The organism is Streptomyces sp. NPDC107581 (assembly GCF_055657175.1).
This window is the reverse complement of the sequence record NZ_JBVKBH010000031.1, coordinates 12,547-35,206: the sequence shown is the minus strand read 5'-3', so window position 1 is coordinate 35,206 and position 22,660 is coordinate 12,547. Positions and strand designations below refer to the sequence as shown.

General features: G+C 72.6%; 7 protein-coding genes. All 7 read right to left on the bottom strand.

Translation table 11 applies throughout. The features are described 5' to 3' along the window. Positions 1-130 precede the first annotated feature (130 nt). Complete coding sequence (locus ACZ7P3_RS41085) at positions 131-1,237, bottom strand: HAD-IIIC family phosphatase (protein WP_472089785.1); 1,107 nt, start codon at positions 1,235-1,237, stop codon at positions 131-133. Next, positions 1,230-2,393, bottom strand: a complete 1,164-nt coding sequence (locus ACZ7P3_RS41080; protein WP_472089783.1) for an acyl-CoA dehydrogenase family protein — start codon at positions 2,391-2,393, stop codon at positions 1,230-1,232. Before ACZ7P3_RS41080 ends, ACZ7P3_RS41085 begins: the two co-directional genes overlap by 8 nt. Next, entirely contained in the window at positions 2,386-2,676 is a 291-nt protein-coding gene (locus ACZ7P3_RS41075) for an acyl carrier protein (RefSeq protein WP_472089782.1), read from the bottom strand. Before ACZ7P3_RS41075 ends, ACZ7P3_RS41080 begins: the two co-directional genes overlap by 8 nt. Next, positions 2,673-3,539: a 3-hydroxyacyl-CoA dehydrogenase family protein gene (locus ACZ7P3_RS41070; protein WP_472089781.1), complete on the bottom strand. Its 867-nt coding sequence runs from the start codon at positions 3,537-3,539 to the stop codon at positions 2,673-2,675. Before ACZ7P3_RS41070 ends, ACZ7P3_RS41075 begins: the two co-directional genes overlap by 4 nt. A gap of 80 nt (positions 3,540-3,619) precedes the next feature. Then, on the bottom strand, positions 3,620-6,826 hold the full coding sequence (locus tag ACZ7P3_RS41065) for a condensation domain-containing protein (protein ID WP_472089779.1): 3,207 nt from the start codon (positions 6,824-6,826) through the stop codon (positions 3,620-3,622). A gap of 5 nt (positions 6,827-6,831) precedes the next feature. Next, entirely contained in the window at positions 6,832-7,548 is a 717-nt protein-coding gene (locus tag ACZ7P3_RS41060) for a hypothetical protein (protein ID WP_472089778.1), read from the bottom strand. Positions 7,549-7,783: 235 nt separating this feature from the next. After that, positions 7,784-22,642: an SDR family NAD(P)-dependent oxidoreductase gene (locus ACZ7P3_RS41055; RefSeq protein ID WP_472089777.1), complete on the bottom strand. Its 14,859-nt coding sequence runs from the start codon at positions 22,640-22,642 to the stop codon at positions 7,784-7,786. Between the last annotated feature and the right edge of the window lie 18 nt (positions 22,643-22,660).

The window sequence follows — 22,660 nt, the reverse complement described above, 5'->3', positions numbered from 1 at the left end:
AAAGGGCGCGCCGGAGCCGGCGACGGCCAGGATATGGGCTGGTCCACCCGGTGGACCACGTGTTCAACCGTGATGCCGCTTCGGTTGAGCGGTGCGCCATATCCCGGCCGGTTGCGGAACCTCGCGTCCCTTACCGGTGCGCGACGGCGTCCTGGTCGCCGGCGGCCTCGGCCAGTTCGGGCGAGGTGAGCCGCATCGTGGTGGGCGCCTCGCGCGGGGTGGCGAGCAGGTGCAGCCGCTGGACGCCCGCATCGCCGGGCGCGGGCAGCGAGGTCAGGCAGGCGCAGGACTCGTCGGTGAAGCCGGCGAACCGGTAGGCGATGTCCATCATGCGGTTGCGGTCGGTGGGCCGGAAGTCGGCCACGAGGTGGGCGTCGGACCTGGCCGCCTGGTCGATCAGCCAGTTGAGGATGACCGCGCCGGCTCCGAAGGTCACCACGCGGCACGAGGTCGCGAGGAGCTTCAGGTGCCACAGGCCGGGGTGGCGCTCCAGGAGGATCACGCCCACGGCGCCGTGCGGCCCGAACCGGTCGGTGAGGGTGACGGTGAGGACGTCGTGGTCCGGGTCGGCCAGCAGGGCGCGCAGCGCGGCGTCGGAGTAGTGCACCCCGGTCGCGTTCATCTGGCTGGTCCGCAGGGTCAGTTCCTCGACCCGGGAGAGGTCCTCCTCGTCCGCGCGCTTGATCTCCATCACGAGGTCGAGGGTGCGCAGGAAGTCCTCGTCGGGGCCCTTGAAGGTGTCCTTCTCGGCGTCCCGGCGGAAACTGGCCTGGTACATCTCGCGGCGGCGGCGGGCGTCGACGGTGACGATCTCGGGGCTGAACTCGGGCAGGCCGGTCAGGGAGGTCGCGCGGTCGGCCGCATAGCAGCGGACGTCGGGCGCGTGGAAGTTCACTTCGGCGCGCTCGGTGGGCAGGTCGTCGATGAAGGCGATGGTGGTCTGCGCGAAGTTGAGGCGCTCCGCTATCTCCTTGACCGAGTCGGACTTGGGTCCCCAGCCGATCCGGGGGTGGACGAAGTACTCGGCAAGGCCGAGTTTTTCGAGGTGCGGCCAGGCGAGGTCGTGGTCGTTCTTGCTGGAGACCGAGTGCAGGATGCCCCTGGAGTCGAGTTCGACGATGACGTCGCGGATTCCGGGGAACAGCTCGACGTCGGGGTCCTCCAGCAGCGTGCCGTCCCAGACGGTGTTGTCCAGGTCCCAGACCAGGCACTTCACGAGGGTTGGCTTGTCAGCCACGGGTCCTCCCACCAGCTTCACTCTCGTCAAGGGTCTTGTGTCGGTCGGAAATCGACAGGGCGTGGTCCGCCAGGATCAACTGGCAGATCTCGTTGCTGCCTTCGATGAGTTCCATGAGCTTCGCGTCACGGAAGGCGCGGGCCACCACGTGGCCGTCCTCGGCGCCGGCCGAGCCGAGCAGCTGGACGGCGGTGGCCGCGCTCCGGGCGGCGTGGCCGGCGCTGACGTGCTTGGCCAGGACGGCCATGACGCCCATGTCCGGGGAGGCGGAGTCCCAGCACCTGCTGGCGTGTTCGCAGGCGCGCAGGGAGACCTGTTCGGCGACGAGCATGTCGGCCAGGTGTCCGCGGACGAGCTGGTGTTCGGCGAGGGCAACGTCACCCTGGGTGCGGTGCCTGGCGTGGTTGCCCGCCGCGTCCAGGCAGGCTCGCAGGATGCCGACGCAGCCCCAGGCGATCGACATGCGGCCGTAGGAGAGCGCCGTGGTGAACAGCATCGACAGGGGCTGCCCGCCGCCGCCCAGTACGTGGGAGGCGGGGAGGCGGACGTTGTCGAGGCGGATGTTGGCGTGTCCGGCGGCCCGGCAGCCCATCGGGTGGGGCACCAGCTCGATGTGCACGCCGGGCGTGTCCACGGGGACCACCGCCGCGGCGGCGCCGTCGCCGTCGCCGTGGCGGCCCACGATCAGGACGAAGTCGGCGTAGCGGGTGCCGGTGACCCACTTCTTCTCGCCGTCGACGACGAAGCCGTCCCCGTCGGGCCGGATCCGGGTCTGCATGGCGGCCAGGTCGCTGCCGGCCCCCGGCTCGCTGAAGCCGACCGCCGTGAGCTTCCCGCTGGTCAGCTCGGCGAGGAAGGTGCGTCGCTGGGCGCGGTCGCCGAACCGCTGGATCGTCCAGGCGACGATGCCCTGCGAGGTCATGACGGAGCGCAGGGAGCTGCACAGGCTGCCCGCGTAGGCGGTGAGTTCACCGTTGTCCTGGCTGCTCAGTCCGGGCCCGCCGTAGGAGGCCGGGACCTGGGCACACAGCAGGCCCTGGGCGCCGAGCTTGCGCAGGACGTCCAGGGGCAGCTCGCCGGCGACGTCCCAGGCGGCCGCCCGGCTGCCGACGAGCTCGCCGATGACGGCGCGCTCGTCGGCCGGACGCTCAGGCATTCTCGGCCGATTCCGATGTGTCCCGCAGTCGCAGCACCAGGCCGGTCATGGTCTGGACGGTGCGGAAGTTGTCGAGCTTGAGGTCCCCGCCGACGATGGCGATGTCGTACGCCTCCTCGAGGTGGACGACGAGCTGCATCGCGAACATGGAGGAGACGAGGCCGGACGAGAAGAGGTCCTGGTCCACCTCGACGGTGGTCTTGATGCGCTCCGCGAGGAAGTCGAGGAGTTCCTTCTCGAGGGTCTCGGCGGTGAGGGGAGAGGTTTCCTCTTCGACGGTCATGACGCGACCTTTCCGTAGTCGTAGAAGCCTCGTCCGGTCTTCCGGCCGAGGTGGCCGTCCTGCACCTTGGCGAGCAGGAGGTCACAGGGGCGGCAGCTCTCGTCGCCGCGGCGCTCGTAGAGCACGTTGAGGGAGTCGACCAGGTTGTCCAGGCCGATGAGGTCGCCGGTGCGCAGCGGGCCGGTGGAGTGCCCGAGGCAGCCTTCCAGCAGGCCGTCCACGGTCTCCACGGATGCGACGCCCTCCTGGACGAGCATGGCCGCGGTGTTGATCAGCGGGTGCAGCAGCCGGTTGATCACGAAGCCGGCGGAGTCCTGGATGACGAGGGACTCGCGGCCGAGGGCGGTGAGCAGTCCGGTGGCCGCTTCCAGGACGGCGGGGGCCGTGCGCGGGCCGCGGATGACCTCGACCATCTTGATCATGTAGGAGGGGTTCATGAAGTGCACGCCGACGAGTTCCTCGGGGCGCGCGACCCAGGAGGCCATCTCGTCGATCGGGATGCAGGAGGTGTTGGAGATCAGGGTCGTGCCGGGCCGGACGATCCCGGAGGCCGCGCTGAGGACCTTCTCCTTGACCTCGGCGACCTCGGTGACGGCCTCGATGACCGTGGTGGCGTCGGCGATGTCGCCGACGGACACGGTGGTGGTCAGCGTGCCCTGCGGACGGTCCGCCGGCAGCACGCCCATGAGCTGGGCGTGCCGCAGCTTCTGCTTGATGGTCTGGCGTGCCTGGTCCAGCACGGACTCGTCGACGTCCAGCAGCACGACCGGGACGCCGTGGCCGATGGCGAGCGTCGAGATGTTCGTGCCCATCACGCCGGCGCCGAAGACGGCGAGGCGGTGCTCCTCAAAAGCAGTGCTCATAGATTCTTCCCTGCGGTTACGTGAGCCGTTTCCTGACGGCAGGCCCCGTCATGGCGACGCGGCCTGCCCTGCCTCGCATGTCACGCGCGCACCCTCGCGGCGAGCGCTGCGGGAGTCGGATGCTCGAACACCTCGGTGAGCCCGAGGGACGTGCCGGTGAGTTCTTCGATCTTCTGTGCCAGCACGGCGGCGAGCAGTGAGTGACCGCCCGCTTCGAAGAAGTTGGTGTGGGCGGTCGCCTCGGTGCCCAGGAGCTGCCCCCACATCTCGACGAGGTCGCGGACGAGTGCGTCGTCCGCTGCGGGGTCCTGCCGGCCGGGGTCCTGTTCGAGTGCCTTCTCGGCGAGCCGTGCGAGGGCGTCCCGGTCGGTACGGCCGTCGGGGGTCCTGGGCAGTGCGTCCAGGGGGACGACCTGTCGCAGGACGGCGGGTGTGGCGAGGCCGGCCCGTGCGTGGGCCAGCAGGCGCCGGCCGAGTCCGTCGGCGCCGTCGGCGGTCCCGGTCGTCTCGGCTGACTCGGCCGTCCCGGCGGTCCCGGTCGTCCCAACTGACTCGGCCGTCTTGGCCGTCCCGGCGGACCCGGTCGTCCCTGCTGACTCGGCGGTCCCGGTCGTCTCGGCTGACTCGGCCGTTTCGGCGAAGGCGAGGACGACGGGTTCGGCGTCGGGCTGTGTCACGGCGAGGGCCGCGGCCGCGGTCACGGCGTGGTGGTCGAGCAGGACCGCCTCGATGTCGCCGAGGCGGACCGGGCCGTCGCCGGTGACGACCTGACGGCTGATCGGGCCGAGCCACTCGATGGTTCCGTCGGGTCGCCAGCGGGCGAGTTCCCCGGTGCGGTGGTGGCGTCCGTAGCGCTCGTGCGTCGGGAACGCGGGGTCGTCCGGGCCGCCGAGGGCCGGCCCGGTCCCGGCGATGCGGAGCTCTCCGCGCAGGCCGACGGGCAGTTCCCGGCCGTCGGGCGCGGCGACGAAGGCCTGCGTGCCGGTGACGGGCCGTCCCCGGGTCACGGCGTCGGGGGCGTCCACCCGGCCCGACACGGCCCAGCCGGTGGTCTCCGGGGTGCCGTAGGCGCAGTGCAGCCGGCAGCCGGCGGCGAGGAGCCGCTGTGCGGTCGCGCGGGACATCTCCTCGCCCTGGGCGAGGACGGTCAGGCCCTGCAGCCGGCCGGCCAGGTCTTCCAGGATGCGGGCCGGGGTGCCGGGCGGGACGGTGACCACGGTCGCGTCATGGCGGTCGGCGGCCTCGCGGAGGGCGGGTCCGCCCGCGCGGGCCTCCTCGGGGGCGATCACGGCCCGGCCACCCGCGCTCAGCGCCAGGCACAGGTCGAGGAGCGAACCGACCGTGGCGGGCGCGGCGAGCGTCAGGACGCCCGTGCCGGGCCGGAGGGAGAGTTCGGCGGCGAAGTGGCGGACCGTGTCGGCGATTCCCGCGTGGCTCAGGACGGTGGCGACCGGCTGTCCGTCGTCGTCGCAGGTGTGGATCAGGCAGGCGGGCGCCGAGGGTTCGACGGAGTCGTCCGGCGCGGCGGGAGCGGGCGCCGGGGCGGTGTCCAGAGGCAGGACGGGGGGCAGTTCCGCGTCGGCGGGCAGTAGCACGCCGGTCCCGGTGAGGACGGCCCTGGCCCGGGAGCGGGTGAGCTGCCGGACCAGCCAGGACGGGGCGTGCCCGGAGTCCAGCGGCAGGCAGACGGCGCCGGCCCGCCACACACCGAGGACGGCCGCGGCCGCCTCGCGACGGGGCACGGCCAGTGCCACCACGTCGCCCGCGCCGATGCCGGCGCCGGCCAGCAGGGCGCGGATCGCGGACGCGGTCTCGTCCACCTGCCGGTAGGTGGCGCTGTGTTCGCCGTCGGCCACGGCCCGGGCCTGCGGTGTGCTCTCCACCCATGACCGGAACAGGGCCGGGACCGTGGGCTGTTCGGCCGGGGCCGCGGTGTCGTTGGCCCCGTCGACTGTGCGGCGGTCGGTCTCGCTCCAGCCCGCCGTCTCGCCGAGCGGCCGGTCCGGGTCGTGTGCGGCCGCGACCAGCAGGGCGTCGAAGCGGCGCAGCAGCGCCTCGACATCGGCGCGGGCCAGGGTCTCGGAGGAGTACCGGAACGATATCTCCGCCTCGGAGGGCGAGCCGACCAGTTCGAGGTCGAACTTGCTGTAGGGGTTCTCGACCGTCAGCAGCCGGGCCGGCATGCCGTCGAGCGACAGCTCGTCCACGGCCGCCCCGGGCAGGAAGTTGAACAGATGCCGGAAGAGCGCGGTCTGCCAGGACGAGCCGACCTCGGGGAGTTCCCCGGTCAGCTCGTCGACGGAGGTGTTGGCGTGCGCCATCGCACCGAGGAAGGCGTCCCGGGCGCGGCGCGCGAGCACGCGGAAGCCCTCGGCCAGGTCGACCCGGATCCGGACCGGGACGACGTTGACGTGGTATCCGATGGCGGAGGTGTTCGTCCCGCGGACGTCGACCGGGGAGCCTACGACGATGTCGGGGCCGGCGCCGTGCGACGCGAGAAGGGCGGTGTAGGCGGCCAGCATCACGGCGGCGAGCGGGGTTCTGGCGACGCGCTGCAACTGCAGCACGGCGTGCTGCGCCTCGGGGGAGAGTGTGTGGCGCGCTATCTCACCGGTCATCAGCGGCTGGCGGCTGCGCGGTCTGCTGCACCACAGGTCGAGGGCGCCCGGCGTGAATCCCTGCAGGGTCTCGCGCCAGTAGGCCAGATCGGCGGGCTGCGGCTCGGGTTCGGCGAGTGCCGGGGTCTGTGCGGTGGCCTGTGCCGGTACGGGCCGGCCGGCCGCGATCGCGTCGTAGACGGGGATGAACGTCCGCAGGAACAGGGCGGCGGAGATCATGTCGAAGGTCAGGTGGTGCACGCCCACGCAGAGGACGTCGCCGTCCGGGTGGGCGGCGAGCCCGACTCTGACCAGGGGGCGGCCGTCGAGCCTGAAGGGCCGGTCGACGAACGCGGTCAGGTCCTTCTCCAGCGATTCACCCGACAGGTCGAGGGGCTCGATCTCCGTCCTGAACGCGCCTGCGGGGACGACCTCCTTGAGCAGTTCCGCACCGGTCGCGTGGAACACCGTCCGCAGTACGTCGTAGCGGCTGAGCACGATGGCCAGGGCCGCCTTCAGCACGTCCGGCCGGAGCCGGCCGCTCACCTGGAGGGCGAGGCCCAGGTTGTTGATCCCGGTCTCCGGGACCAACTCCTCCATCAGCCACAGGGCCTTTTCTTTGCTGGTGGTCGCTGTTCTCGCGGTGGCCGGTCCCGGGGACCGGACGGGCCCGCCCAAGTCAGGGTTCATCACGATCAGAATTCGGCGTGGTCGAGCAGGGTGCGAACCGTGGCGTCGGCGCGCAAGAGGTCGGCGTGGCTGACCTCCAGCGGGATCCTCCGGCCGAGCATCTTGCTGGCGTTGACGGCTGTTGCCGCCCCGTTCTTCTCCAGGGTGGCGTAATCCGATGAGGTAATGGCGAGGGAATGCTTCCAGACCGGCCCGGGGTCGATATCCACGGCTGCGGAAAGCCACGCCATATACGTCTCGAAAAGCTGGACGACCTCGTCCCTGCGGGCATCGGCGAGTCCGATCCGCTTGAACGCGGTGGCCGCTATCTCACGATAGAGTCCGACGATCTCGATGGCGGCGTCGGCCAGGCCGATCGAGGGGGTTTCGACGATCTCGGCGGCCCTCTCGCGGGCCCGTTCCCCCTCTTCCTCGGAGAAGACCGGACCGGCCAGGCCGACCATCTTGTTGATTTCGGCGGCGAGCAGCTGGATGTCGGTGACCTGCCCGTCGAAGAGGATCACCTTGGGCGCGGTGCCCTGCGACCGGGTCAGGCGCTGTGCGATCTCCGCCGCGTAGACGCCGCCGAGACAGTAGCCGAGCACGGCCACCACCTCGTACTTCTCCCAGTCCCCGTCCCGCATCCAGTGCTCGGTGTAGAAGTCGCCGGCCGGACGCTGGGACGGGCTCAGGGAAGGGAGCCTGGTCTGTACGAACCCGTAGTCGGACCAGGCTGATCCCATGGTGGCCACGAGGTCCTCGAACCCCGCCTCACGCCGCCCGACGGCAGGGAAATCGACACAGAGAACAAGACGGTTCGACGTGGGAGCTGAGATGACGCTCCACGATCCTTCGTTCGGCACTTGTTCATCCCAATCATCGGAGTCGGGCGGGTAATCACAGTCCACCGAAACCGGTTGGACGCTAGCATGATCCGGACTTCCGGGGGAACCCTTGCATATCCCCCGGGGTGCCTTCCTAGGACGCTGTCGACAGCTCGTTCAGCAGGAAGTCCGCGATGGCTTCCGGCATATAGAGGTCGTAGACGAATCCCTCCGGCAGTTTAAGCCCAGTCTGCTCGTTTATCCTTTCCCGCAGTTGAACAGCGGACATAGACGTCATTCCCATCTCAAAGACGTCGCCGACGGGGTGGACCGAGTCGACGGACGGGTAGCCGAGCATGTCGGCGATCTCCTGGCGGACCAGTTCGAGCATCAGCTCCCGCTGCTCGGGCCGGGCGAGACCGGCCAGCTGCTGTACCCACCCCAGGGCCTCGGGACCGGCCGCGGACTCGCCGTCGGCGCCCGGCAGGTCGCCGAGCGGCGCCTGCTCGCGTTCCCGCCGGCGCCATGCGGAGAGCTCCGTCAGCACCGTGCCCAGCGGCATGTCCTCCCGCAGCGGCTCGGCCAGACCCAGCATTCCGGCCAGGGCGGCCATGTCCCCTTGTTCCAGGGCGGTCCAGAACTGCCGTTCGCCCGGGGATGCCGTGCCGTCCGCGGCCGGTGCCGTCTCCGGCTTCGGGGCCGGCGCCGCCGGCCAGTACCGCTGCCGCTGGAACGCGTAGGTGGGCAGGTCGACCTGGCGCCCGCCGCCCAGCACCGCGGCCCAGTCCACCGCGGGCCCGCCGACGTGCACGGCGGCCAGCGCGGCCAGGAACGGCCGCAGACCGGCCTCTCCGCGGCGCAGTGTGCCGGTGACCGTGGCCGGGGACCCGTTCGGCCGGGCCTGGGCGTCCAGCGCTCCCACGAGGGCCGCGGTCAGTACCGGTTCCGGGCCGACCTCGATGTACACCCCGAACCCGCCCTCGGGCAGGGCGTCCACCAGTTCCTGCACCGGCATCGTGTCCCGCGGGCCGCGGCACCAGTGGCCGGCGTCCAGGTCCGCGCCGTCGATCCAGGCCGCGTCCCGGGTGGAGAACAGCGGGACCGTTCCCGACTGCGGCCGGATCGAGGCCAGTTCCTCGCGGCTCGGCCCGGTCCCGGCCGGCGTCCGGCCGGTCAGCGCCACGATCCTGGCCGCGTCGGCCGGCGACAGCGCGCCGGCCACCTGCGCGGCCGCGATCTCGCCCACGGCGTGGCCGGCGACCGCCGCCGGGTGCACGCCCGCCGAGCGCCACAGCGCGGCGAGCGACACCATCACCGCCCACAGGACCGGCTGGAGGACGTCGGGGCGGTCGGGCTCCGGACCGTCCGTCGCTTCGCGCACCACCTCGGTGAGCTTCCAGTCCACGTACGGGGCCAGGGCCTGTTCGCACTCGGCCATCCGGGCGGCGAACACGGGTGCCTGGTCCAGCAGTTCCGCGGCGGAGCCGAGCCAGCCGGACCCGTCGCCGGGGGTGCCCGGGAAGACGAAGACCGCCTTCTGGTCCGCCCCCGCGGTGCCGGTCAGCACGTCCCCGGTCTGGACGTCCGCGGCGACCAGGGCCAGCCCGGCGAGCAGGCCGTCCCGGTCCTCGCCGAGCACGACCGCCCGGCGGTCGAACACCGTGCGCGTCGTGGCCAGCGAGAACGCCACGTCCGCCGGGTCCACGTCCGGCCGGTCGACGAGGAGTTCCCGCAGCCGCCCGGCCTGGGCCCGCAGCGCCTCGGGGGTCCGCCCGGACAGCACCCACGGCACTGCCGCCGGGGCGGCCGGCGGCCCCGCGGGAGCCTCTGCCGCCGCGGTCACCGGGGCCTCTTCCACGATGACGTGCGCGTTGGTGCCGCTGATCCCGAAGGAGGACACGCCCGCCCGCCGTGGCCGACCGCCGGCCGGCCACGGCACCGGCTCGGTCGCCAGCCGCACTTCGCCGGCCGACCAGTCCACGTGCGGCGTGGGTTCGTCCACGTGCAGCGTCGCCGGCAGCCGGCCGTGCTGCAGGGCGAGGACCATCTTGATGACCCCCGCCACACCGGCGGCCGCCTGGGTGTGCCCGATGTTCGACTTCACCGAGCCCAGCCACAACGGCCGGTCCTCCGGCCGCCCCTGACCGTACGTGGCCAGCAGCGCCTGCGCCTCGATCGGGTCGCCCAGCGTCGTACCCGTACCGTGCGCCTCGACCACGTCGACCTCGTCCGCGCGGACCCCGGCGTTCGCCAGCGCGGCGCGGATCACCCGCTGCTGCGAGGGGCCGTTCGGCGCGGTCAGACCGTTCGACGCGCCGTCCTGGTTGATCGCGCTGCCGCGCAGCACGGCCAGGACATGGTGGCCGTTGCGTTGTGCGTCGGACAGCCGCTCCACCACGAGCATGCCCGCGCCCTCGGCGAAGCCGGTGCCGTCCGCCGAGGCGGCGAACGCCTTGCACCTTCCGTTCGGCGCGAGCCCGCGCTGCCGGGAGAACTCGACGAACGTCCCGGGGGTGGCCATGATCGTCACACCGCCGGCCAGCGCCATCGAGCACTCGCCGGACCGCAGTGCCTGCGCTGCCAGGTGCAGGGCCACCAGCGCCGACGAACAGGCCGTGTCGACCGTCATCGTCGGCCCCTCCAGACCGAACGTGTATGCGAGACGGCCGGACAGGATGCTGGTCGCGATCCCGGTCATCAGGTGTCCCTCGACCTCGGAACCGCCCTCCGCGAGCACGCTCATCTCGTACCCGGACGTGTATCCGCCCACGAACGCGCCGGTCTGGCTGCCGCGCAGCGAGACGGGGTCGATCCCGGCCCTCTCGAAGGCCTCCCAGGACAGCTCCAGCAGCAGCCGCTGCTGCGGGTCCATGGCCAGCGCCTCGCGCGGGCTGATCCCGAAGAACCCGGCGTCGAACTCGCTGGCGTCCGCGACGAACCCGCCCGCCTGCGTGTACGAGGTCCCCGTGTGAGCGGCGTCCGCGTCGTACAGGGCCTCCAGGTCCCAGCCGCGATCGGCGGGGAACCCGGAGATCGCGTCCTGTCCGTCGGCGAGCATGTTCCAGAGGTCCTCGGGACCGCTCACGCCGCCCGGGAACCGGCAGCTCATCCCCACGATCGCGATCGGCTCGTCGTGGGCCGCGGCCCCGACGGCGACCGGAACGGCCGCGCCCTCGGCGGGCACCCCGCCGAGCCGGCCGCGCAGGTGCGCGGCGAGCGCGATCGGGTTGGGGTAGTCGAAGACGAGGGTGGCGGGCAGCCGCAGCCCCGTGGCCGTGCTGACCCGGTTGCGCAGCTGGACGGCGGTGAGCGAGTCGAAGCCGAGGTCGGTGAAGGCCCGGCCCGGCTCGATGGCGTCGGCGGAGGCGTGGCCCAGCACCGCGGCGACGTGTGCGCGCACCAGGTTCAGCAGCAACTGGTCGCCGTCCGCGGCGGGCAGCGCGGCGAGCTGCTGGCGCAGCGAGTCCGCGCCCGCCTCGCCGGAGGCGGCGGTCCGCCGGGCCGGTCCCCCGGCCAGCGCCCGCCACAGCGCCGGTATCCCGGCCCCGCGGGCCGCCTGGGCCCGCAGCCCCGCCAGGTCCAGCCGGGCCGGGACCAGCACCGCCTCGTCGCGGGCCAGCGCCAGGTCCAGCAGGGCCAGGCCCTCGGACGCGCTCAACGCGGTGGTCCCGCTCCGGGTCATCCGGTCCCGTTCGGCGTCGGAGAGCTGCCCGGTCAGGGCGCTGACCTCGGCCCACAGGCCCCAGGCCAGCGACGTCCCCGGCAGACCGGCCGCACGGCGCTCGGCCGCCAGCGCGTCGAGGAACGCGTTGGCCGCCACGTAGTTGCCCTGGCCGGGTACACCGAACGTCGCCGCCGCCGAGGAGAACAGGACGAAGTGCTCCAGGCCCATGTCCCGGGTGAGTTCGTGCAGATGCCAGGCGGCGTCGGCCTTCGGCCGCATCACCGCCGCCACCCGCTCCGGGGTCAGCTTCGCGATCACCCCGTCGTCGAGGACGCCGGCGGCGTGGACGACGGATCCGAGGGGCCGCTCGGCCGGGATCGTCCCGAGGAGCGCGGCCAGGGCGTCCCGGTCCGCGACATCACAGGCGACCACGTCGACCGACGCGCCCAGTTCCGCCAACTCGGCGGCCAGTACGGCCACCCCGGCGGCGGCCGGACCCGTACGGCTGGTCAGCACCAGGCCGTCGGCCCGCCCGGTGGTCACCAGGTGCCGGGCCACCAGTCCGCCCAGGGTGCCCGTGCCGCCGGTGACCAGAGCCGACCGTGCCTGCCGCGGGCCCGACGGCTGTTCAACTGCCGTCGCAGGACGGGCCGGACGGGTCAGGCGCCGTCCGTAGGCGACCTTGCCGCGGACGGCCAGCTCCGGCTCTCCGCTGCCCACCACGGACGGCAGTACCGAGGCCTGGGCACCCGTGTCGCCGACCGGCAGATCGACCAGGACCAGCCGGCCCGGGTTCTCCGACTGCGCCGAACGCAGCAGACCCCACACCGCGGCCGCCGCCAGATCGGCCACACCCTCACCCGCCGACGCCGCCACACCACCCCGGGTGACAACCATCAACTGGGCCGATTCCAGACGCTCTTCGCTCAGCCACTCCTGGGCCAGACCCAGAGCCTCGCCGACCGCCCGCCGAGCGGCCTCCGCCACATCACCACCGGAACCCTCACCACCGGCGCAGACCAGCACCACCCGCGGGTCCAACTCGCCCGCCTCGGCAGCGACCGCAACCTCCGCCAGCTCGGCGAAGGAACGCACCGGCACCCCGGCCACGTTCAGCCCGTCGGCCACACCGAACCGGTCCGCACCGACCACGGCCCAGGCACCGGCCGGGACCGGCGCCTCGGCGATCGGGGCCCACTCGACCGCGAACAGCGCCTCCGCCACTGCACCATCGGCGGCCTGGAGCTGGTCCGCCGTCACCCGGCGGGTGATCAACGAGGCCACCGACACCACCGGAGCACCCGTGGCATCCGCCGCCGTCACCGTCAGACTGCCCTGACCGTCACGGCGCAGCTTCGCCCGCAGCACCGAGGCCCCACCGGCGTGCAGTTCCACACCCGTCCACGCGAACGGCAGCCGCACCTGACCCGGCTCACCCTCCTCGGCCCCACCGGGTGCACCGGCGAGAGCACCGGCCTGGAGCACCGCGTCGAGCAGCGCCGGATGCAGTCCGAACGTCCCCGCATCCTGCGCGGCGGCCTCGGGCAGCGCGACCTCGGCGAACACGTCCTCGCCGCGGCGCCACACCGCCCGCAGGCCCTGGAACGCCGGACCGTAGCCGTACGACGCGGCGGCCAGGGCCTCGTACATGCCGTCGATGTCCACCGCCGTCGCCTCCCGCGGCGGCCACACCGAGAGATCCTCCTCCGCCTGGACCGGCGCGCCGGCCGGGGCCACCACACCACCGGCGTGCTGGACCCATTCCTGCCGGGTGCCGTCGGGACGGGAGAACACCTCGACCGTCCGGCGCCCGTCACCGTCGGCCGCAGCAACCACGACCTGCACCTGGACACCGCCGTCGGCGGGCAGCACCAGCGGTGCCTGCAGCGTCAGTTCCTCCAGCAGACCGCAGCCGACCTGGTCACCCGCACGTACCGCCAGCTCCACGAAACCGGTACCCGGCAGCAGCACCACACCACCGACCATGTGATCGGCCAGCCACGGATGCGAACGCACCGACAGCCGGCCCGTACACACCACCCCGCTGCCGCCGGCCAGCTCCACCGCCGCACCCAGCAGCGGATGGTCCACCGCACCCAGACCCAGCGACACCGCGTCCCCGCCGAGGGCCGGTGTGGCCGGACGCGGCCAGTACCACTCGTGCTGGAAGGCGTACGTCGGCAGCTCGACCCGGCCAGCGGACGGCAGTACGACCGCCCAGTCCACCGCCACACCGTTCACGAACGCCTCGGCCAGCGAGGTCAGCAGGCGCTGTGCACCACCGTCATCACGCCGCAGCGTCCCGCACACGGCGCCCGGAACGACACCGGGACCGGCTTCTTCGGCGACCTCTTCGAGGGTGTCGTTCATCGCACCCATCAGCACGGGGTGCGGGGTGACTTCGACGAACACCTGGTGACCCTGACCGGCCAGGAACCGCACCGCACGGTCGAAGTGGACCGGCGCCCGCAGGCTCGCGTACCAGTACGCGGCATCCAGCTCCGGACCGGACAGCACCTCCCCGGTCATCGCCGACACCATCGGCACCCGGCCCTGCCGCGGGGCTATCCCCGCCAGGACGGAGACGATCTCCTCCTCCAGCCGGTCCACCTGGGCACAGTGCGAGGCGTAGTCCACCGCGACCATCCGCGCCCGGACACCCTCGGCCTCCAGCTCCGCCTGCAACTCCTTCAACGCCTCCGGTTCACCGGAAACCACCACGGCCGCCGGTCCGTTCACCGCCGCCAGCGACAGACGCTCACCCCAGCGCGGGAGGCGCTCCTCGACGGCTGCCGCGGACTGGGTGACCGACATCATCCCGCCGGCACCGGCCAACACCTTCAACGACCGCGAGCGCAGGGCCACGACCCGGGCGCCGTCCTCCAAGGACAGCATCCCCGCCACCGTCGCCGCCGCGATCTCACCCTGCGAATGGCCGACCACCGCATCGGGGGTCACGCCCGCGGCCTCCCACACCGCCGCAAGCGACACCATCACCGCCCACAGCACCGGCTGGACGACATCCGCCGCCTCCAGCGCGGGAGCACCCGGCGCTCCGGCCAGGACATCGGACAGCGACCAGTCCACATACGGAGCGAGCGCCTTCTCGCACTCCGCCAGCCGTGCCGCGAACACCGGACTGACCCGGGCCAGCTCCTGGCCCATGCCCAGCCACTGCGAACCCTGCCCCGCGAAGGCGAACGCCACCCGACCACCGGACCGGGCCACCCCCGACACCACCGAACCCGCAGGAACACCCGCCGCCAGACTCTCCAGACCCGACACCAGCTCACCGCGGGCATCGGCGACCACAACCGCCCGGTGCTCGAACGCCGAGCGCGTCACCGCCAGCGACCACGCCACATCCGCGGACTCAAGCTCCGGACGCGCACCCACCCACTCGCGCAACCGGTCCGCCTGCCCCGTCAGACCGGTGGCGGAACGGCCCGACACCAGCCACGCCCTCACACCGTCGGCCTCGACCACCGTGGGGGCATCTGTCGACTCGCCGATCCTGTCGGCGGGTTCGGCGTCGGCGGTCTCCAACGCGGCTTCCTCCGGCGGGGCTTCCTCCAGGAGCAGGTGGACATTGGTGCCGCTGATACCGAACGAGGACACGCCTGCACGGCGTGTGCGCCCACCGGCCGGCCACGGCACCGGTTCGCCCAGCAGCCGCACGTCGCCGGCCGTCCAGTCGACGTGCGGCGAAGGCTCGTCGACGTGCAGGGTCCGGGGCAACTCGCCGTGCTGCAACGCCAGCACCATCTTGATCACGCCCGCGACCCCGGCGGCGGCCTGGGTGTGGCCGATGTTGGACTTCACCGAGCCCAGCAGCAGTGGCCGGTCCTCGGGCCGGTCCTGGCCGTAGGTCGCCAGCAGCGCCTGGGCCTCGATCGGGTCGCCGAGCGTCGTACCGGTACCGTGCGCCTCGACCACGTCCACATCGGCGGCCGACAGGCGGGCGTTGGCCAGGGCCGCCCGGATCACCCGCTGCTGCGAGGGGCCGTTCGGGGCCGTCAGACCGTTGGACGCGCCGTCCTGGTTCACCGCCGACCCGCGCACCACCGCCAGCACCTTGTGCCCGTTGCGCAGCGCGTCGGACAGCCGCTCCACGACCACCATGCCGGTGCCCTCGGCGAAGCCCATACCGTCCGCTTCGGCCGAGAACGCCTTGCAGCGTCCGTCGGCCGCCAGGCCGCCCTGCTGGCTCATCCCCACGAACCCGTCGGGGCTTGCGATGACCGTGGCCCCGCCGGCCAGCGCCATCGAGCACTCCCCGGCACGGATCGCCTGGGTGGCCAGGTGCAGGGCGACCAGGGACGACGAGCAGGCCGTGTCCACCGTCACCGCGGGACCTTCGAGACCCAGCGCGTACGACACCCGGCCCGACATCACACTCGTCGCGAAGCCTGTCGTCAGATGCCCTTCGGAGCCCTCGCTGCCGCTGGCGACGCCGAGCGCGTATCCCGAGGCGAAACCGCCCACGAAGACACCGGTCTGGGTGCCGCGCAGCGCGCCCGGGTCGATACCGGACCGCTCCAGCGCCTCCCACGACACCTCCAGCAGCAGCCGCTGCTGCGGGTCCATCGCCAGCGCCTCACGCGGGCTGATCCCGAAGAATCCGGGGTCGAACCCGCCGGCATCCGCGACGAATCCACCGGCCTGGTCGTGGAAGGCACCCGTGTGGTCGGGGTCCGGGTCGTAGAGGCCCTCCGCTTCCCAGCCCCGATCGGCCGGGAAGCCGGAGATCGCGTCCGTTCCGGTGGCGAGCAGCTGCCAGAACGTGTCGGGGTCGTTCACGTCGCCGGGGAACCGGCAGGCCATCCCGACGATCGCGATCGGCTCGTCGGAGACCGCCTCCGCCGTGCGGACCGGCGGGAGCTCCACGGCCTGCTCGCCGTCGCCCACGAGCCGGGCCCGGAGGTGCCTGGCGAGCGCGACGGGGTTGGGGTAGTCGAAGACGAGGGTGGCCGGCAGGCGCAGTCCGGTCACGCCGTTGAGACGGTTGCGCAGTTCCACCGCGGTGAGCGAGTCGAAGCCCAGGTCGGTGAAGGCCCGGGTCGGTTCGATCGCGTCGGGGGAGGCGTGTCCGAGGACCGCGGCCACATGGGTGCGGACCAGGTCGGTGAGCTTCCGCTCCCGCTCCTGCGCCGACAGCCCGGCCAGCTGCTGCTGGAGCGAGTCGGCACCGCCACCGGCCGAGGCGGCCGTGCGTCGGCCCGGACCGCCGCTGACCAACGCCCGCCACAGCGACGGGATCTCCGTGCTGCGAGCCGCCTGGGCCCGCAACCCCGCCAGATCGAACCGGGCCGGGACCAGCACCGCCTCGTCGCGCGTCAGCGCGAGGTCCAGAAGAGCGAGGCCTTCGGCGGCGCTCAGCGCCCTGACGCCGCCACGGGACAGCCGGTCCCGCTCGGAATCGGTGAGCTGCCCGGTCAGGGCGCTGACCTCGGCCCACAGGCCCCAGGCCAGCGACGTGCCCGGCAGACCGGCCGCACGACGCTCGGCCGCCAGCGCGTCGAGGAACGCGTTGGCCGCCACGTAGTTACCCTGGCCGGGCGCGCCGAATGCGGACGCGGCCGAGGAGAAGAGTACGAAGTGCTCCAGGTCCAGGTGCCGGGTCAGCTCGTGCAGGTTCCAGGCGCCGTCGGCCTTGGGCCGCATCACCGTCGCCACCCGCTCCGGCGTCAGCGACGCGATCGTCCCGTCGTCCAGGACACCCGCGGTGTGTACGACCGTCGTCAGCGGGGCCTCGGCAGGGACGGCCGTCATGACCGTGGCGAGCGCGTCGCGGTCCGCGGCGTCGCAGGCGACGATCCGCACCCACGCGCCAAGCGTCGCCAACTCGGCTGCCAGAGCAGCCACGTTCGGCGCAGCCGGACCCGAACGGCCGGTCAGCACCAGCCCGTCGGCACGGCCCGTCTCGGCCAGGTGCCGGGCCACCAGACCACCCAGCGTGCCCGTACCACCCGTCACCAGCGCCGACCGCCCCACCGGCCCCGAACCGACCGGCCCGGAGACGACAGGAACAGAAGGAACAGAAGGAACGGCGGGAACGGCGGGAACCGTCAGGACCAGCTTGCCCGTGTGCCGGGCCTGCGACATGAAACGGAACGCCTCCCGCGCCCGCCGCACGTCCCACGCCCGCACCGGAAGCCGCGACAGCCCACCGGCCGCCATCAGCTCCACGATCCGCCCGAGCATCTCCCCCAACCGCCCGGCCCCGGCCTCACCGAGATCGAACGGCCGGTAGGTGACGCCCGGGTGCTCCGCGGCCAGGATGTCCGGATCGCGCGGATCCGTCTTGCCCATCTCGATGAAGGCGCCGCCGTTCGGCAGCAGCCGCAGTGAGGCATCGGTCAGCCCACCGGCCAGCGAGTTCACCACGATGTCCACACCCGCACCGCCCGTGGCGGCCAGGAACTCCGCCTCGAACCCGGCACCACGCGACGACGAGATGTGCGCCTCGTCCAGCCCCATCCCGGCCAGCACCGGCCACTTGGCCGCACTCGCCGTCGCGAACACCTCCAGACCCAGATGCCGCGCAATCTGCACCGCAGCCATACCCACACCACCGGCAGCAGCATGGACCAGCACCTTCTGACCGGCACGCGCACCGGCGAGGTCCACGAGTGCGTACCAGGCCGTCATGAAAGCCACGGGCACGGAGGCCGCGTCCGCGAACGACCAGCCGTCCGGGATGCGCACCACCTGGCGTGCGTCGGTGACGACCACCGGCCCGAACCCGCCCGCGGCAACACCCATCACCCGGTCACCGACCGCCAGACCACTCACATCCGGACCGGCCTCGATCACCGTACCGGCGACCTCACTGCCCATCAGACCGCCACCCGGATACATGTCCAGCGCGATCAGCACATCCCGGAAGTTCAGCCCGGCCGCCCGGACCGCCACCCGCACCTGCCCCGCCGCCAACGGACCACCGGCCCCCGGCGCCTCCACCAACGCCAGACCCTCCAACGACCCGCCCGCATCCGGCTCCAGCCGCCACAACCCCTCAGGCACCACCAGCTCACCCGACGGACGCGTCAGACGCCGCCCATAAGCCACCTTGCCGCGGACGGCCAGCTCCGGCTCCCCGCTGCCCACCACGGACGGCAGTACCGAGGCCTGGGCACCCGTGTCGCCGGCCGGCAGGTCGGCCAGGAGCAGCCGGCCCGGGTTCTCCGACTGCGCCGAACGCAGCAGACCCCACACCGCGGCCGCCGCCAGATCGGCCACACCCTCGCCCGCCGAGGCGGCCACACCACCCCGGGTGACAACCATCAACTGGGCCGATTCCAGACGCTCCTCAGCCAGCCACTCCTGGGCCAGGCCCAGGGCCTCGCCGACCGCCCGCCGAGCGGCCTCCGCCACATCACCACCGGAACCCTCACCACCGGCGCAGACCAGAACCACCCGCGGGTCCAACTCGCCCGCCTCGGCAGCGACCGCAACCTCCGCCAGGCCGGCGAAGGAACGCACCGGCACCCCGGCCACGTCCAGAGCCTCGACCAGACCCAAGCGGTCGGCACCGACCAGCGCCCACTCCCCCACCGGGACCGGCGCCTCGGCGACGGAAGCCCAGTCCACCGCAAAGAGCGCGTCGGCAATTCCGCTGTCCGCAGGCTGGAGTTGGTCCGCCGTCACCGGGCGCGTGATCAGCGAGGCCACCGACACCACCGGAGCACCCGTGGCATCCGCCGCCGTCACCGTCAGGCTGCCCTGACCATCGCGGCGCAGCTTCGCCCGCAGCACCGAGGCACCACCGGCATGCAGCTCCACACCCGTCCACGCGAACGGCAGCCGCACCTGACCCGGCTCACCCTCCACGGCCCCACCGGGTGCACTGGCGAGAGCACCGGCCTGGAGCACGGCGTCGAGGAGTGCCGGGTGCAGCCCGAACACCCCGGCTTCCTGTGCCACCGTCTCGGGCAGGGCGACCTCGGCGAAGACGTCCTGGCCGCGGCGCCACACCGCCCGCAGCCCCTGGAACACCGGACCATAGGTGTACGACGCCGCCGCCAGGGCCTCGTACATGCCGCTGATGTCCACCGCCTTGGCGTCGCGCGGCGGCCAGACGGACAGGTCCTCGTCCGCCGTACCGACCGGCCCGGCGGGGGCGATCACACCGCCCGCGTGCTGGATCCACGCCTGCTGCGTGCCCGGTTCGTCCGGACGGGAGAACACCTCGACCGTCCGGCGCCCGTCACCGTCGGCCGCAGCAACCACGACCTGCACCTGGACACCGCCGTCGGCGGGCAGCACCAGCGGCGCCTGCAGCGTCAGCTCCTCCAGCAGACCACACCCGACCTGGTCACCCGCACGCACCGCCAGCTCAACGAAACCGGTACCCGGCAGCAGCACCACACCACCGACCATGTGATCGGCCAGCCACGGATGCGAACGCACCGACAGCCGGCCCGTACACACCAGCCCGGCGCCGCCGGCCAGCTCCACCGCCGCACCCAGCAGCGGATGGTCCACGGCTCCCAGGCCCAACGACACGGCGTCCCCGCCCACGGCCGGGCCCGCCTCCGGCGGCCAGTACCGCTCGTGCTGGAAGGCGTACGTCGGCAGCTCGACCCGATCGGCGCTCGGCAGCACCGCGGTCCAGTCCACCGCCACACCGTGGACGAAGGCCTCCGCGAGGGACGTGAGGATCCGCGTCGCGCCGCCGTCGTCGCGCCGCAGCGTCCCGCACACGGCAGCGGCCACCGCGTCGGGACCGGAACCCTGCGCGACCTCTTCGAGGGTGTCGTTCATCGCACCCATCAGCACCGGGTGCGGGGTGACTTCGACGAACACCTGGTGCCCCTGACCGGCCAGGGTCCGTACCGCGCGGTCGAAGTGGACCGGCGCCCGCAGGCTCGCGTACCAGTACGCGGCATCCAGCTCCGGACCGGACAGCACCTCCCCGGACATGGCCGACACCATCGGCATGCGGCCCTGCCGGGGGGCTATCCCCGCCAGGACGGAGACGATCTCCTCCTCCAGCCGGTCCACCTGAGCCGAGTGCGAGGCGTAATCCACCGCGACCATCCGGGCGCGGACACCCTCCGCCTCCAGCTCCGCCTGCAACTCCTTCAACGCCTCCGGCTCACCGGAGACCACCACCGCGGAAGGCCCGTTCACCGCCGCCAGCGACAGACGCTCGCCCCAGCGTGCGATGCGCTCTTCGACCGCCGTGGCGGACTGGGTGACCGACATCATCCCGCCGGCACCGGCAAGGACCTTCAACGACTGCGAGCGCAAGGCCACCACACGGGCGCCGTCCTCGACGCTGAGCATCCCCGCGACCGTCGCAGCGGCGATCTCACCCTGCGAGTGACCGACGACCGCATCCGGGGTCACGCCCGCGGCCTCCCACACCGCGGCCAGCGACACCATCACCGCCCACAGCGCGGGCTGCACCACATCCGCCGCCTCCAGCGCGGGAGCACCCTCCGCACCGGCAAGGACATCGGACAGCGACCACGGCACGAGCGGCGCCAGGGCCGCTTCACACTCCGCCAGCCGCTCCGCGAACACCGCGCTGGCCTGCGCGAGTTCACGTCCCATACCCAGCCACTGCGAACCCTGCCCCGCGAAGGCGAACGCCACCCGACCACCTGACCGGGCCACCCCCGACACCACCGAACCCGCGGGAACACCCGTGGCAAGGCTCTCCAGACCCGACACCAGCTCATCGCGGGCATCGGCGACCACGACCGCCCGGTGCTCGAACAGCGACCGCGTCACCGCCAGCGACCACGCCACATCCGCGGACTCAAGCTCCGGACGCGCACCCACCCACTCACGCAACCGACCCGCCTGAGCCGACAGGCCCGCGGCCGTACGGCCCGACACCAGCCACGCGTCCGCCCCGGACACCACCGGAGGCGTCGCCGGGGTGTCGCCGTCGGCGGCCTCGGTGTCGCCGGTCTCGGGCGCGGTGTCCTTGGACTCGCCCCGCTCGGCGGGGGCTTCCTCCAGGATGAGGTGCACATTGGTGCCGCTCAGGCCGAACGAGGACACACCTGCACGGCGTGTGCGCTCACCCGACGGCCACGGCACCGGTTCGGTCAGCAGCTTGACGTCGCCGGCCGTCCAGTCGACGTGCGGCGAGGGCTCGTCCGCGTGCAGTGTCTGCGGCAGCTGCTCGTGCTGGAGGGCGAGCACCATCTTGATGACGCCGGCCACGCCGGCCGCCTGCTGGGCGTGTCCGATGTTGGACTTCACCGAACCGAGCCACAGCGGCCGGTCCTCGGGCCGGTCCTGGCCGTAGGTGGTGAGCAGCGCCTGGGCCTCGATCGGGTCGCCCAGCGTCGTACCGGTGCCGTGCGCCTCGACCACGTCCACATCGGCCGCCGACAGGCGGGCGCCGGCCAGCGCCGCCCGGATGACCCGCTGCTGCGAGGGGCCGTTCGGGGCGGTCATGCCGTTGGAGGCGCCGTCCTGGTTCGCGGCGCTGCCGCGCACGAGCGCCAGCACCTTGTGGCCGTTGCGCAGCGCGTCGGACAGCCGCTCCACGACCACCATGCCCGCGCCCTCGCCCATGCCCATGCCGTCCGCCGCGGCCGAGAAGGCCTTGCAACGCCCGTCCTCGGCCAGACCGCGTTGCCGGGAGAATCCGATGAACCCCATGGGAGAGGCCATGACCGTGACGCCGCCGGCCAGGGCCAGCGAGCACTCGCCGGAACGGACCGCCTGGCAGGCCAGGTGCAGTGCCACCAGCGACGACGAGCACGCCGTGTCGATGGACACCGCGGGTCCCTGCAGCCCCAGCAGGTAGGAGACGCGGCCCGACATCACACTGGCCGCACCACCGGTCATCAGATGCCAGTCGAGGCCCTCCATGTTCTGCAGGGACTGGTGTGCGACGTAGTCCGAGGGGGCGACGCCGACGAACACACCGGTCTGCGAGCCCCGGAGAGCTGCCGGGTCGATTCCGGCCCGCTCCAGCGCCTCCCACGACGTCTCCAGCAGCAGCCGCTGCTGCGGGTCCATCGCCAGCGCCTCACGCGGGCTGATCCCGAAGAACCCGGCGTCAAAACTCGCCGCGTCCTTCAGGAACGCGCCTTCGAGCACATAGGACGTTCCCTGGTTGTCCGGGTCCGGGTCGTACACGCCCTCGGTGTCCCAGCCCCGGTCCGTCGGGAAGCCGGAGATCGCGTCGCCGCCCGCGGCCAGCAGCTCCCACAGTTCTTCGGGAGTCGTCACCCCGCCCGGGTAACGGCAGCTCAGGCCCACGATCGCCAACGGCGCCGATGATGCCGAGACGAGCTGGCGGTTGCGCTGCCGCAGCCGCTCGGTTTCCTTCACGGAGGCGCGCAGAGCTTCAAGGAGCTTGTCAGCCTGTCCGGTCATCGCTGCCTCCACGCATCG